Raw genomic sequence first — 13,752 nt, 5'->3', positions numbered from 1 at the left:
TAGGGGCTTCAGCCCCTTAACCAAATTCTGGGAAGACCATGAACGTCAAATACGACTTCACGGGTAAAGTGGTCCTCGTTACTGGTGGTGCCTCCGGCATTGGTTTCGCTACGGCTGCAGCCTTTGCTAAGGCCGGTGCCAAAGTCGTGGTCGCGGACATCAATGCTGATGCCGCGGCTGCTGCTGCGGAAAAGCTCAAGGCTGAAGGCGGTTTCGCCGTTGGCTGTCTGCTCGACGTGACGAGTGGCGCTCAGATCGACTCGGTTATCAGGCGCATTGTCGGTGAATTCGGCTCGCTTGACATCCTGCACGCTAACGCAGGTATTGACTGCAAATTTGGCCCCACCGCTGAATGCGATGAAGCAGATTTCGACCGCGTAATGGCGGTGAACGTCAAGGGCGTCTTCCTGTCCATGAAATACGCGCTCAAGCAAATGGAAATGCAAGGCTCGGGCATCATCGTGGCAACTGCATCCGCTATGGCGCTGACCGTGCTTCCGAATTCGATGGCCTATATCACGTCGAAGCACGCTGTGGCGGGCATGGTCAAAGCGGCATCGGTCGAATACGCAGAGACGGGCATTCGTATCAACGCTATTTGCCCGGGTGTGGTCGTCACGCCGCTCGTCCAAAAGGCGCTCGACATCGAAGAGTTCAACAAGGAATTGGTCAACCTGACTTCAGTCAAACGACTGGGCACGGTCGACGAAATCGCCGACGCTGTTCTCTGGATGTCGTCGGATGCGGCAACGTTCGTTCACGGTACGCTCATTACCGTGGACGGCGGTTGGAATACGAAATAACCGCCGCCAGGATCGCGAAATGAGCCATACGAACAGGTACGATTACATCATCGTCGGCGCGGGATCGGCGGGCTGTGTGATCGCCAACAGGTTGTCGCAGAATGGGAAGATGACCGTTCTGCTGATCGAAGCCGGTGGTGACAACAACACGATGCTGGTTCACATGCCCAAGGGTATCGTGAAACTCGTGAGCAAGCCCAGGCACGCTTGGCACTATCCAGTGGAGCAGCAGCGTCGTCCCGACCTTGGGGGCGGCGAGGTTTGGGTCCGGGGCAAGGGCTTGGGTGGCAGCTCAGCCATCAACGGCATGATCTACGTGCGCGGTCAGCCCGAGGACTATGACCGTTGGGAAGAACTGGCTGGCTCGAATTGGAGTTGGGAGCACATGAAACGTGTTTTCAAAACCATCGAGAATCACGAATTGGGTGCAGATGAATTGCGCGGTGAGGATGGTCCGCTGCATATCAGCCCCGGTAAGTTCCGATACACCCTTAGCGAAGCAATGGTTGCGGCAGGTGTTGAAATGGGACTGGCCCGCAAGGAAGACTTGAATCGCGAAGACCAGGAAGGCGTGGGCTATTACTGCCACACGATCAAGAATGGTCAGCGCGTATCCTCGGCCAACGCCTTTATCAATCCAGTGCTGGGTCGTCGTAATCTGACGGTCGTGACCGACGTCAATGTGGATCGAGTGCTGTTCGATGAGAACAAGCATGTGACCGGCGTTGAATGCCGAGCCAGCGGTCGACCTGTCACCTATCTGTGTAATCGGGAAGTCATTATCTCATCAGGGGCAATGAATAGTCCGAAACTTCTGCAATTGTCTGGTATAGGCCCAGCAAAAGTGTTGAAGAGCGCGGGCGTTCAGGTAATTCATGATTCTCCTGACGTTGGGCAAAGACTCAAGGAGCACCTCGGCTACGTGATGTCGTATCGTCTTAAAAACGATAAGGGTTTGAATCATCGGTTCCAGGGCATCGGTCTTGCTGGATCGATGGCTGAATACTTCATGCTCAAGAAGGGTCCTATGGCGACTGGACCGTTCGAGGTCGGTGCATTCATCAAATCGAATGACAGGCTTTCGACGCCGGATGTCCAGCTTTATATGGGCGGCTTTTCGTACCAATTGGGTACGGATAATTTCCCGGTTCCGGATCAAGTGCAGAAAGTGCCAGGGATGACGATCTATGGTCAGTTACTGAATCTTCGAAGCGAAGGGCAGATCAACATAACAAGTTCGAATCCAGATGATCCGACGTCAGTGAGTCCGAACTGGTTGAGCACGGCCGAAGATCGCCAGTCTGCTGTCGACATGGTGCGCTATATGCGTAAGTACATGAACAGCCGTGCGCTGTCCGCGTATTTGGGTGACGAAACGATACCGGGCTCGGATGTCGAATCCGACGAGCAGATTTTCGAGCATCTCCAGCGCACTGCAATGTGTGGCTTGCATGGTGTGGGTACCTGTCGCATGGGTCGTGATCCGAATTCCGTTCTGGATGAGCGCCTTCGTGTGCGTGGCGTCAATGGGCTGCGTGTTGCGGACTGTTCGGCAATGCCGGATCTGGTGTCGGCAAACACGAGTGGACCTGCTATGGCATTTGGATATCGGGCTTCCGAACTCATCATTGATGAGCAGAGGTCGCGATAATTGGGACTAGATGGGTCAACTGAATTGCGCGCGACTGCTAGCCGTGCCTGATAATAGCAGTACATTTACAATGGAGAGAGACATGAACGTCCTGGAAGTTTATAAGTCGCTGGCCAAACGACTCCTGGCCCATTTGGATGCGAAAACCGTGGATAGCGCACCTGACATCTATCGTCAGCCGACTGCCGTTTACAGCGATAAGGAACTGTTCGAAGGCGAAAAGAACACGATCTTCAAGGACGAACCGTACTTCGTGGGCTTTAGCTCCGAACTGCCGGAACCGGGCACATATTTCACGTGGGACGACGCAGGTGTTCCCGTGCTGCTGGTCCGCGACAACGAAGGTAAAATGCGGGCGTTCCTGAACGCTTGTACCCATCGTTCGGCACGCATCAAGGAAGGCTCGGGCAAGCTCAGAGCAATGTCGTGCCCGTACCATGGCTGGGGCTTCGACCTGAAGGGCAAGCTGCGTTCGATCTACGAAGAATCGTCGTTCGGTAACGTCGACAAGGAGCTCTATAACCTCGTCGAACTGCCGAGCCATGAAAAGTACGGCATGATCTTCGTCGGACTCCACGCAGGCGTGAAGGTAGACATCGACACGATCTTCGGCGATCTCGCTCCGGTCTTCGCATCGTGGGATCTGGGTTCGGCCCAGTTGGTCAAAGAACACAGCTGGCACATCGATACGAACTGGAAGCTCGCGCTCGACACATTCTGCGAAGGCTACCACTTCGGCATCTTGCACAAGGAACTGCTGGCATTCCAGTACGGCAACGTGTCGGCATTCGATACGTTCGGGCCGAACGGTCGTAACCACCGTCTGGCATTCCCGAACCACACCATCGACCGTCTGCGTAATATTCCGGAAGATCAGTGGGATGACCAGGTCTTCCAGGACTTCCAGCTCGTGCACTACATCTACCCGAATACGTCGATCTTGGTGTCGCTGAACTCCATCGAGTTCTTCCAACTCTACCCGGGCAAGGAAGTCGGTACGCATCACACGCGCTATCGCTGCTTCTGGCGCGGCCAGGGTGAGTCGCTGGGTGCCGAGAAGTCGTGGTCGCGCGGAACGCCGGAAGATCACGCAAACCTCATCATCAAGATCGTCGATACTGAAGATTACTGGATCTCCATGAACGTGATGAGGAACCTGAAAGCGAACATTATTAAGTTCTCGACGTTCGGTAAGAACGAGCCGGCTCTGCAAAATATGCACAAAGCGTTCGCAATCGGTGCGGGTCGTTCGCCTGAGCAATATCAGCTTCCTGCCACTCAAGCATAGAAGGCCGGCGAGTAATCTACTAGGTTAAACACCGATGTATGAACAGGCTACGTTCAACGCCAGAACGTAGCCTGTTTTCTTTTGGGGATCGGCAAGCCTCAGATACTTAAGGGTTGTTACCGAGTAGCGGTTATTACGCTTGCCACTGCCAGGACCCACTCATATAATAAAAAAACGAACACGCTGGTTTGTATTGAATGAATCCGCGCCTAGCGATTCCACCAACCTGAGGACGAGACATGAATGACGATATGAGTCAGCCGACAACCGCTGTCTTGCTCGACATCTACCGTAAGGCGAATCTCATCAAGACCGCCGACGACCGATTTATCGAACTGTTCAAGGCGGGCCAATTGTCCGGGCCTTACTATCCCACGCGTGGTCAGGAGTTGATTCCCAGCGCGATCTCCGTGAATCTCCGCAAGGACGACTACGTGGTGACCATGTATCGCGGCATTCACGATCAGCTCGCGAAGGGCATTCCGCTGAAGCCGTTCGTTGCCGAATTCATGGGCAAGGTCGATGGCACATGTAAGGGCAAGGGTGGCCCGATGCACATCACGCACGTCGAATCGGGGCTCCCGGTTACCACGGGAATCGTGGGCGCAGGCCTGCCTATCGCCAACGGTCTGGCATGGGCATCGCTCCTCAAGAAGACGGATCAGGTCACGGTGGTGAACTTCGGCGACGGCGCGTCGAATATCGGCGCATTCCACGAAGCCATGAACCTGGCATCGGTATGGAACCTGCCCGTGATCTTCGTTTGCCAGAACAACAAGTACGCAGAGCACACGGCATTCAACCTCGGCACGTCGGGCGAGTCCATCGCCGCTCGTGGTGTTGCCTATGCCATGAATAGCGTGCAGGTCAACGGTAACGATGCTGTGGCCATGTATGGTGCTGCTGCTAACGCTATCGCACGCGCACGTGCAGGTAAGGGGCCGACGCTTATCGAAGCCATGACGTTCCGCTTCCGTGGCCATCTACTGGGCGATGACTCGCACTACATTCCGAAAGAAGAGATGGAATGCGCGGTTGCCGACGACCCGCTGCCGAAATTCCGTCAATGGCTGATCGAAAACGGCCATGCCACGGAAGAACAGATTGCAGCTATGGAACTCAAGAACAAAGAGGACTTCGAGGCTGCCGTTGAATTCGGTCTGGCCTCGCCGTTCCCCGATGTCTCGGAACTCGACATCGATGTCTACGCTGAACAAGGAGTTGCAGAATGAACGCACCGGCAAAGATCAGCCAGGCTCAAGCGATTCAATGGGCCCTCGACGACGCAATGGCAGCGGATCCGACCGTTCTGGTGCTGGGTGAGGACATCGCTGACGGCCAGGGCGGTGGCGTGTTCAAGTGCACGAGCGGCCTGAGCGAAAAATACGGCACGGATCGTGTACGCTCGACTCCGATTGCTGAAGAAGCGATTATGGGCGCGGCTATCGGTGCGGCGCTCGCCGGTTTCCGCCCCGTGCCCGAAATCATGCTCATGAACTTCACGACGGTCGCGATGGATATGATCGTGAACCATGCGGCAAAGCTGCGTTTCATGACCGGTGGCCAGACCAACGTTCCGCTCGTGGTGCGCACGTGTACGGGTGCTGGCATCGGCACGGGCGGTCAGCACTCGGATTATCTCGAAGCATGGTTCGCACACACCGCAGGCCTCAAGGTCGTATGCCCGTCGACCCCGGCTGATGCCTACGGTCTTCTGCTGTCGTCCATCGAAGACAACGACCCGGTGATCTTCGTTGAAAACCTGCCCCTGTATTTCGCACGCGGCGACGCTCCGGTGCGCGGCACCAAGGTTCCTCTTGGCAAGGCAGCAGTGGCCAACGAAGGCTCCGACGTCACGGTAATCACCTATTCGAAGACCACGCACGACGTTCTGGCGGTGGCCAAGGAACTGGAAAGGGAAGGCGTGTCGGTCGAAGTTGTGGATTTGCGCTCCATCGTTCCGCTCGACATGAAAACGGTGCTCGCATCGGTCAGGAAGACCGGTCGCGCAGTAATCGCACACGAAGCGCAAGTCGATTTTGGCGTCGGTGCGGAAATCGCGGCTCGTCTGAGCGACGAACTGTTCGGCCAGTTGAAAGCGCCGGTGGGCCGAGTCGGTGCCAAGCGCTCGCCCGTGCCGTTCTCGAAGGCGCTGGAGGCGGAATTCGTTCCGACCAAAACCCGCATCAAAGCCGCAATTCTCAAAACGCTCAACAAGGATTAATCATGACGACGCAAATTATTCTGCCGCAGATCGGTTTTGCTGACGGCGACGCAAATCTGGTCGAATGGATGGTTGCCGATGGTGCGACCGTCACGAAGGGCCAACCGCTGTTTTCGTTCGAAAGCGAAAAGGCTGTGAACGAAGTCGAGAGCCCGGCAGAAGGCGTGCTCAAGATCATCAGCCCGGCTGGCGCTGAATATCCGTTGGGGTCGGTTATCGGGGAAATCCACTAAATGACGATCGACGCACCGAAGCCCAGGGTGTGGCCGGAAACGCTGCCCCCAATGCCCAAAGTCGAATTCTCGATGTTTGGCGAAGTCGAGGCAGTTGCGGTCTCCCGGACGCAGAAGTTCGTTGCCGCGTTTCTCTCGCGTAACTGGGCACAGATTCCGCACGTCACGCACAACGACGAAGCTCCGGCCACGGCTGTAGACACGGCGCGCCGCGAAGTGGGGGCCACGCACGGCGTGAAACTGAGCCCGCTCCCCTTCATCGTCAAGGCAGTCGTCGCCGCTCTGAAGGAATTTCCGCGTTTCAATTCATCATTGAGTCCGGAAGGCGACACTCTGATTCTCAAGAAGTACTTCCATATCGGCATTGCGGTGGAAACCGCGGCTGGTCTGGTTGTGCCGGTGATTCGCGATTGCGACAAGAAGTCGGTGATTGAAATCGCGGCTGAACTCGCAGAAAAGGCTGAGCGTGCACGCACGAAGGGTCTGCCGATGGAGGAAATGTCGGGCGGCTGCTTCTCGATCTCATCTATCAGCGTGGGCGGCACGTCATTCACTCCGATCATCAATGCCCCCGAGGTCGCGATTCTCGGCGTGACTCGAGCTCAAGATCGTGTGCGCATGACTGGCGAAGGCTCAGCCGAAGGCTACACGGCACTTCCGCTCTCACTGTCGTATGACCATCGCGTTATCAACGGCGCCGATGCTGCGCGTTTCCTGCGTGCCATCATTGATGCTTTGGCCAATCCGATGAGCCTTGTCCATTGAATGACCTGCTGTAAGGAAGGAAGAACATGAATAAGAAGTTTTCTGTAGAAGGTCGCATCGCTCTCGTCACGGGCGCGGGTTCGGGTTTGGGCGCACACATGGCGCAAACGCTGGGTGCCGCAGGTGCCAAGGTCGTATGCGCTGCTCGTCGCATGGACAAAGTGGAGCAAACTGCACAGGCTATCCGTGATGCGGGTGGCGATGCACTGGCGTGCGCTCTGGACGTGACAAATGCAAAGAGCATCAATCTCGCTCTTGATGCCATCGAAGCCCACTACGGAGTGGCTGATGTCCTGGTGAACAACGCAGGTCTGACCGACCCTTCGACGTTTACCGAGATGAGGGAAAACCAGTGGACGTCGGTGCTCGACGTGAACTTGAACGGGCCGTTCTTTCTCACTCAGGAACTGGCGCGTCGCCTCATCAAGGCTGGTAAGCCAGGATCGATCATCAATATCGCTTCGATTCTGGGCCATCTGGCGTATCAGGCATTTTCGAACTACGGAGTTTCGAAGTCAGCGCTCCTTAGCCTCACCCAGTACCAAGCACTCGATCTACTACCGCACGGTATTCGCGTGAATTCCATTGCCCCCGGTTACTTCCCCTCCGACATGACAAATCCGTTTTACGAATCGGAAGCCGGTAAGAAGGAGATTCAAAACCTTCCGGCGAAGCGTCTCGGTCGCCTCGAAGAACTCGATGGCCCACTGCTGCTTCTTGCGTCTGACGCTTCGTCGTATATGAATGGTTCGTGCATTACAGTGGACTACGGTCACTCAGTTCGATTGACTTGATTGAATTAGCAGCTATGACAAGGGGGTAGGGTGGTAAATGAGAGGGGAGAGCCCATAGCTGCGAGTCCAGAGTCTCTCGTCACCGAAACTAATAAAGACGACGCCTCAACCGGAAGGACCAAGCAAGCAGAGAAAAGCAGGCATACCCGTCAACTCTTGCTGGATTCGACAGTCGAATGTCTTGTCGAAAACGGTTTCTTGCAGACGACGACTCAGGCTATAGCGCAGAGGGCGAAGCTCAGCCGTGGGGCAATGATGCACCACTTTGATTCCCGCTTACACATCATTGGCGAGGTGGCGCGTTATTTGGCAGCGAAGCTCACGCAGGAATATGACGATTTTATCCGGAAACTAGCCTTAGATGAAAAACGCTCATTTCCTAAGATGTCGAAGGCAGTGGAAATGCTGCAGACCCACTATTCTCAAACACTTGCCAATGCGGCCTGGCAAGAGTTGCTTGGAAGTGCCAGGGCTAATAGGGAATTGAGGGCCACCATCGCACCCCTCCAAAGGGAGTTGGATGAGGTGATAGCTCGCGTCCTTATGGAGTGTTTTCCAAATTGGCGTGAGAACCCGGAATCAGAGGCGCTGTTGCAGAATCTGTTTTTGGCGATACTGAGGAGTGTGATCGTTAATGCTGATCCAGCACCGAAAAGTAGACGGATGCGAAGATTAAATGAGTTGCTGGTGCGGATCGCAACGGATCAATACGAACGCGTAAAACGTAATTAGGGATCTTTAGGCAATGGAAAAACAAGTCTCGCTGCGCTTGAATTGCGCATCGCACTTGCGCTTCACTGATGGTGGCGCGCCTCGTTTGCTGGGAAGTCGTTGCTCGTCGTGTGGGGAAACTTACTTCCCAAAAACCGGTGCTTGCACCCGTTGCAGTTCAACTCAAATGGAAGTTGTCGAGCTGGGTGATGTTGGCAAGCTTTGGGCGTTTACTATCCAAGGGTTTATGCCGAAGAAGCCCTACGATGGTTGTCAAGACGCATCGGCGTTCAAGCCCTACGGCGTGGGCTACGTGGAAATGCCCAGCGGGGTAAAAGTCGAATCGCGCATTACTGTTAGCGAGTCCGAGGCGCTGAAGGTCGGCATGGATATGAAGTTGGTGATCGAAGCGTACGGCACGGCTCCGGATGGTACGAGCTTGAATACGTATGCATTCACTCCCTGTCCCTAATAGGTGCCATCACATGAATAATGATGTCGCTATTATTGGTATCGGCATGATGCCATTCGGTCGTCACGATGGGTTGACGGGGCAGCAGCAGGGAGCTATCGCCGTTCGCGAGGCCCTCAAGGATGCGGGGGTCACGTGGGATCGCGTAGGTGTTGCTTACGGCGGCTCGCAGGACGGTGGCAATGCGGACGCATTGACTAATCATTTGGGCCTCACGGGCGTGCCTTTCGCGAATATCGCCAACGGCTGTGCCACGGGCGGTTCGTCGTTGGCTTCGGTTGTTGCCTCCATTAAAGCCGGTGTTGCCGAAATCGGCGTGGCCGTGGGTTTCGACAAGCACCCGCGCGGAGCCTTCAATGCAAAGCCCGCCGAATGGGGGCTTGAGGACTGGTACGGTGAGACTGGCATGATGCTCACCACGCAATTCTTCGCCATGAAGACGCAGCGCTACATGCACGAGTACGGACTGGCGAACGACGACCTTATTCTCACGGCCCAACGCGCTTTCCGTAACGGCGCGCGGACCCCGCACGCATGGCGTAAGCAGGAGCTGAGCTACGAGGAGATTGCTGAATCCATTATGGTCAGCTATCCGCTTCGCAAGTACATGTTCTGTAATCCGGCTGAAGGTGGGGCAGCGCTGGTGCTGTGCCGGGCTTCTGAGGCCCACAAGTACACGAAGACTCCGGTGATCGTCAAGGCGGCGGTGATGCGCACCCGCAAGCATGGTTCGTTCGAGGTATTCGCCCCCGGTTTGACCGCTCAGCGTGGCCATGCGCCCACGGTGGACGCTTCGCGTGCTGCGTTCGAAATCGCAGGCGTCGGGCCGAAGGATATTCACGTGATCCAGTTGCAGGATACTGATGCGGGCTCTGAATTGATTCACATCGCTGAAAACGGCTTTTGTGAACACGGTGAGCAGCCGTCGCTTCTCCGCAGTGGTGCCACGGAAATCAATGGTCGTCTGCCTATCAACACCGATGGCGGATGTCTGGCGAATGGCGAGCCCGTAGGCGCATCGGGGTTGCGTCAGGTCATCGAAGTCTGCACCCAGCTGCGTGGTCAGGCCGGAACGCGTCAGGTTCCGAATAATCCGCGTCTGGGCTATACCCATGTGTATGGCGCACCTGGTGTAAGCGCTGTCACCATCCTGCAATCCGCATAACGCTGCTTTAGAGATAGGAGTGAGACATGTCGAACGCGATTGAGGCTGCGAAAACTGCGCCATACAAGATGCGCAACCAGTCGGAAGTCGGTAACCCGAACAAATTTCAGGAACTACTGAAAGAAGAGACGGTACCGATCCCCGCACACCTGGCATTCGATGACCGCAAGTTCAGCGACGACGATATTGCTATCGAGCGCTACACGAGCCAAGCCTTCTTGGGCCAGGAATTGAAGAAGATGTGGACCAAGGTGTGGCAATTCGTTTGCCGGGAAGAGCAGATCCCGAATGCGGGCGACCACGTCGTCTACGATCTGGGCGACATGTCGTTCATCGTCATCCGAGGCAACGACGGCAAAATCCGTGCTTTGTACAACTCCTGCCTGCACCGTGGCCGCGCCCTGCGCATGAATGACGGCCACGCTAAAGAACTGAAGTGCCCGTACCACGGCTTCACCTGGAGCGTCAACGGCGCGATTGCCAGCATCCCGTGCGAGTGGGACTTCAAGCACATAGAGTCCAAGAACAACAACCTTCCGGAAGCGCTGGTCGATTCGTGGAATGGCTTTGTGTTCATCAACCCGGACCTGAACGCGATCTCGCTCCAGGAATACATGGGTGTGTTCCCCGACCACTTCAAGGACTACAACTTCGAACGCTCGTACGTGCTGGCTCACGTCCGTCGCGAAGTGACGGGCAACTGGAAGGTCGTGCAGGAAGCGTTCATGGAATCATTCCATGCCCACGTCACGCATCCCCAGCTGTTGACGAACATCGCGGATGCAGACTCGCAATATGACTGCTACGGCGACAACATCAGCCGCTCGGTTTCGCCTTCGGCAGTGCCCAGCCCCCACATCTACGACGTCACGCAAGAGCGCATCCTGTTCGACACGCTGAATGAATCGGGACGGATGGCTGCATCGGACGGTGAGAAGTTCGAACTGCCGGAAGGCATGACCGCTCGTCAGTACATGGCGAATATCAATCGGGAAATGTTCGGCGCTGCGCTGGGCCGAGATCTATCGCATGCCACGATGGCTGAACTGCAGGACGCCATCCTGTATTCGATTTTCCCGAACACGCAGATTTGGGCGGGCTGGGGGATGAACCTTGTTTATCGCGTGATCCCCAACGGCAAGGATGTCGATTCGTGCATTTTCGACGTGATGCTCATGGGTCGTTACAAGGAAGGCGAAGAGCGTCCGAAGGGCGCTCAGGTCACGAATCTGAAACTCGAACAGTCGTTCGGCTCGGCTCCGGAACTGGCGGCTCTGGGCCCCGTGTTCGATCAGGACATCCGTAACCTCGATTGCATGGCCAAGGGCTTGCGCGCATCGAAGAAGGGGACGGTCAGTCTGGCCTCGTACCAGGAAATCCGTATCCGTCACATGCACGAGACGCTGGACAAATACCTCGACGCAGCGGAGTGAGTGATGACGGCGAATGAACAGTGGTGCTTGATCGAACGGCCTGAGGCTGCTGTTGGAGACCGTCACTTCGAAGTCCGCAATACGGCTATTCCTGTGCCGGGTGACAACGAGGTGCTGGTCCGCAATCTGTACCTGTTGATTGCGCCGTCTATGCGTCTGTGGATGAATGAGCGGGAGACGTATTTCCCGCCTCAGCCACTGGGTGAGGTCATGACGGGCATCACGCTCGGCGTTGTCGAATCATCTAACGTACCGGAGCTGCAACCTGGCGATTACGTCAACGGGTTGGGTGGGTGCCAGAAGTGGTTCGTGGCCAATCCCGATTCCCTGCAGAAGGTTCAAGTGGCAGCAGATATGCCACTTGAGCTTTACCGCACGGTGATCGACGTTCAAGGCCTGACGGCATGGTGCGGGCTAACAGAAGTCGGTAAGCCACAGAAAGGTGAAACGCTTGTAGTGACGGCTGCGGCGGGCTCGGTTGGTTCTCTCGTATGCCAGATTGGCAAGAAGATCGGGTTGAATGTCGTTGGCATCGCGGGCGGACCTGACAAGTGTGAATGGCTGCGCCAGGAATGCGGAATCGAAAATGTCATCGACTACAAGGCGGACGATCTTGCGGCCAAGCTTGATGAGATGGCCCCCTCTGGCGTGGACCTGGCTTTCGAAAACGTGGGTGGTCCAGTCATGGATCTCATCATTGACCGCTTGAACTTCAAGGGGCGCGTGATTCTGTGTGGGCTCGTTAGCTCGTACAACGGAGCAGGCGGCACGCAGAGCACGGAATCCCTGATGCGAGTCGTGAATAAGGCCGCAAGGATAGAAGGGTTCCTCGTCAGCGAATACATGCACCGATACGCTGATGTCGCGACGTTAGTGGAAGGAGGGATCCGTGATGGGTGGCTGAAGTATCGCGTTGATGTGATCGACGGCCTAGACAACTTCGTTGACGCTCTTGGCAAAGTGTTTCGCGGCGAGAACAAGGGAATCCAGTTAATTAGAATTGCCCCGGAGGAAACTGGGAATGAATATGGCCATAGTCGTGGAGCGTGCTGAGGCACTTCGGGTTCAGGTGCAGGAGTTCTGTCGTAACGAATTGCCTCCCGAACTCGCAGACCGTGCGCATCGCCATCAGGTGATGCGCAAAGAGGATTACGCGCAATGGATGAAGTTGCTGGAAACCAAAGGCTGGGCAACCGGACACTGGCCTGAGGCGTGGGGCGGATTGGATTGGACACTTCTCGAACGCTTCGTCTTCGAAGACACCTTGGCCCGTGAAGGCTGCCCATGGATTCTCCCTTTCGGCGTGAAATACGTAGGTCCAGTGATTTACGCCTTCGGTTCGGATGAACAGAAGAAGCGCTTCCTCGGTCCGATCAAAACCACCGACGAGTTTTGGGCCCAAGGGTATTCGGAACCTGGCGCAGGATCGGACCTGGTGAACGTCTCGACGTATGCCGAACTCGATGAGCCGGGTGAGAACTATGTGGTCAATGGCCAGAAGGTGTGGACGACGTACGCGCACTGGGCCGACTGGCTTTTCTGTCTGGTTCGAACGAGTCGCGACGACAAGCCCCAGCGCTGCATTTCGTTTCTGCTGATCGACATGAAGAGCCCCGGCGTCACAGTCAAGCCCATTGAGACAATGGACGGCTATCACCACGTGAACGAAGTGTGGTTGGAAGACGTCAAGGTTCCGGTCGCCAACCTGATCGGAGAACCAAACAAGGGTTGGACCTACGCCAAGTACCTGCTGGTCAACGAACGCACTACCGGCGCAGTGGTCGGCTGGGCGCGTCACGCCTTGGACCGCCTCCAGCAGTGCGTGCGTCAAGACGTTCCGGAATCGCGTCGCGCTGCACTACAGGAAAAGGTAGCTCGATTCGAACTGCGATTTCTTGCACTAGAGCAAGGTTCGTATCAGGCGGTGCGGGCCATGATGGATGGCACCGAAAATGGTGGTGAGGCTTCATACATCAAGGTACGTGGACCTGAACTGTATCAGGAGGTGATGGAGACGCTGGTGGAGGCCTTGGGGATGGCAGGGGTGGCCCGCGACCTCAAGACGCTCCACAGCGCTGGAATGCCGCCTCTGGGGCCGGATGATGCTGGCGGTCTGATCAAGGACCATTTGTACAATCGGGCAGCGACGATCTTTGGTGGCTCGTCGGAAGTTCAACGCAACATCGTTGCGAAAGCTGTATTGGGGCTGTGAG

Annotated in this window: 14 protein-coding genes; all 14 read left to right on the top strand. The window is 56.1% G+C overall.

Annotation, left to right across the window (positions count from 1 at the left end):
* The first annotated feature begins 38 nt into the window (after positions 1–38).
* A complete protein-coding gene (locus tag AB3X86_RS07555; protein WP_368595484.1) occupies positions 39–803 on the top strand; it encodes an SDR family NAD(P)-dependent oxidoreductase in 765 nt (254 codons plus the stop codon).
* Positions 804–822: 19 nt separating this feature from the next.
* Complete coding sequence (locus AB3X86_RS07550; RefSeq protein WP_368595483.1) at positions 823–2,454, top strand: GMC family oxidoreductase; 1,632 nt, start codon at positions 823–825, stop codon at positions 2,452–2,454.
* Positions 2,455–2,536: 82 nt separating this feature from the next.
* Positions 2,537–3,742, top strand: coding sequence for an SRPBCC family protein (locus AB3X86_RS07545; protein ID WP_368595482.1), 1,206 nt, complete (start codon positions 2,537–2,539; stop codon positions 3,740–3,742).
* A 239-nt stretch (positions 3,743–3,981) separates the two neighbouring features.
* The gene (locus AB3X86_RS07540; protein ID WP_368595481.1) at positions 3,982–4,974 is read left to right on the top strand and encodes a thiamine pyrophosphate-dependent dehydrogenase E1 component subunit alpha; all 993 of its coding nucleotides are present in this window, start codon (positions 3,982–3,984) and stop codon (positions 4,972–4,974) included.
* Entirely contained in the window at positions 4,971–5,966 is a 996-nt protein-coding gene (locus tag AB3X86_RS07535) for an alpha-ketoacid dehydrogenase subunit beta (protein ID WP_368595480.1), read from the top strand. Before AB3X86_RS07540 ends, AB3X86_RS07535 begins: the two co-directional genes overlap by 4 nt.
* A gap of 2 nt (positions 5,967–5,968) precedes the next feature.
* Positions 5,969–6,199 (top strand): biotin/lipoyl-containing protein, encoded by a 231-nt coding sequence (locus AB3X86_RS07530; RefSeq protein WP_368595479.1) that lies wholly within the window; start codon positions 5,969–5,971, stop codon positions 6,197–6,199.
* Positions 6,200–6,964, top strand: coding sequence for a 2-oxo acid dehydrogenase subunit E2 (locus AB3X86_RS07525; RefSeq protein ID WP_368595478.1), 765 nt, complete (start codon positions 6,200–6,202; stop codon positions 6,962–6,964).
* Positions 6,965–6,990: 26 nt separating this feature from the next.
* Positions 6,991–7,758, top strand: coding sequence for an SDR family NAD(P)-dependent oxidoreductase (locus AB3X86_RS07520; RefSeq protein WP_368595477.1), 768 nt, complete (start codon positions 6,991–6,993; stop codon positions 7,756–7,758).
* 30 nt (positions 7,759–7,788) lie between these two features.
* The gene (locus AB3X86_RS07515; RefSeq protein WP_368595476.1) at positions 7,789–8,490 is read left to right on the top strand and encodes a TetR/AcrR family transcriptional regulator; all 702 of its coding nucleotides are present in this window, start codon (positions 7,789–7,791) and stop codon (positions 8,488–8,490) included.
* Between the two features lie 13 nt (positions 8,491–8,503).
* Positions 8,504–8,941 carry a Zn-ribbon domain-containing OB-fold protein gene (locus AB3X86_RS07510; RefSeq protein WP_368595475.1) on the top strand — a complete coding sequence of 146 codons (438 nt, stop codon included), beginning with the start codon at positions 8,504–8,506 and terminating at the stop codon, positions 8,939–8,941.
* Positions 8,942–8,954: 13 nt separating this feature from the next.
* Complete coding sequence (locus AB3X86_RS07505) at positions 8,955–10,106, top strand: thiolase family protein (RefSeq protein ID WP_368595474.1); 1,152 nt, start codon at positions 8,955–8,957, stop codon at positions 10,104–10,106.
* A 26-nt stretch (positions 10,107–10,132) separates the two neighbouring features.
* Positions 10,133–11,539: an SRPBCC family protein gene (locus AB3X86_RS07500; RefSeq protein WP_368595473.1), complete on the top strand. Its 1,407-nt coding sequence runs from the start codon at positions 10,133–10,135 to the stop codon at positions 11,537–11,539.
* A gap of 3 nt (positions 11,540–11,542) precedes the next feature.
* Positions 11,543–12,592: an NADP-dependent oxidoreductase gene (locus AB3X86_RS07495; protein ID WP_368595472.1), complete on the top strand. Its 1,050-nt coding sequence runs from the start codon at positions 11,543–11,545 to the stop codon at positions 12,590–12,592.
* Positions 12,561–13,751, top strand: a complete 1,191-nt coding sequence (locus AB3X86_RS07490) for an acyl-CoA dehydrogenase family protein (protein WP_368595471.1) — start codon at positions 12,561–12,563, stop codon at positions 13,749–13,751. The genes AB3X86_RS07495 and AB3X86_RS07490 overlap by 32 nt, the downstream gene beginning before the upstream one ends.
* Position 13,752: the final 1 nt, after the last annotated feature.

Origin of the sequence: Paraburkholderia sp. BR14374, from assembly GCF_040948685.1 — a bacterium.
Taxonomy (GTDB): domain Bacteria; phylum Pseudomonadota; class Gammaproteobacteria; order Burkholderiales; family Burkholderiaceae; genus Paraburkholderia; species Paraburkholderia youngii.
The sequence above is the reverse complement of the archived record's forward strand: the minus strand, read 5'-3'. Positions and strand labels throughout refer to the sequence as shown.

Bases quoted from the DNA above. Each gene is read 5' to 3' on its own strand.
- AB3X86_RS07555 (WP_368595484.1), top strand. From the start codon at position 39: ATGAACGTCAAATACGACTTCACGGGTAAAGTGGTCCTCGTTACTGGT.
- AB3X86_RS07550 (WP_368595483.1), top strand. From the start codon at position 823: ATGAGCCATACGAACAGGTACGATTACATCATCGTCGGCGCGGGATCG.
- AB3X86_RS07545 (WP_368595482.1), top strand. From the start codon at position 2,537: ATGAACGTCCTGGAAGTTTATAAGTCGCTGGCCAAACGACTCCTGGCC.
- AB3X86_RS07540 (WP_368595481.1), top strand. From the start codon at position 3,982: ATGAATGACGATATGAGTCAGCCGACAACCGCTGTCTTGCTCGACATC.
- AB3X86_RS07535 (WP_368595480.1), top strand. From the start codon at position 4,971: ATGAACGCACCGGCAAAGATCAGCCAGGCTCAAGCGATTCAATGGGCC.
- AB3X86_RS07530 (WP_368595479.1), top strand. From the start codon at position 5,969: ATGACGACGCAAATTATTCTGCCGCAGATCGGTTTTGCTGACGGCGAC.
- AB3X86_RS07525 (WP_368595478.1), top strand. From the start codon at position 6,200: ATGACGATCGACGCACCGAAGCCCAGGGTGTGGCCGGAAACGCTGCCC.
- AB3X86_RS07520 (WP_368595477.1), top strand. From the start codon at position 6,991: ATGAATAAGAAGTTTTCTGTAGAAGGTCGCATCGCTCTCGTCACGGGC.
- AB3X86_RS07510 (WP_368595475.1), top strand. From the start codon at position 8,504: ATGGAAAAACAAGTCTCGCTGCGCTTGAATTGCGCATCGCACTTGCGC.
- AB3X86_RS07505 (WP_368595474.1), top strand. From the start codon at position 8,955: ATGAATAATGATGTCGCTATTATTGGTATCGGCATGATGCCATTCGGT.
- AB3X86_RS07500 (WP_368595473.1), top strand. From the start codon at position 10,133: ATGTCGAACGCGATTGAGGCTGCGAAAACTGCGCCATACAAGATGCGC.
- AB3X86_RS07495 (WP_368595472.1), top strand. From the start codon at position 11,543: ATGACGGCGAATGAACAGTGGTGCTTGATCGAACGGCCTGAGGCTGCT.
- AB3X86_RS07490 (WP_368595471.1), top strand. From the start codon at position 12,561: ATGAATATGGCCATAGTCGTGGAGCGTGCTGAGGCACTTCGGGTTCAG.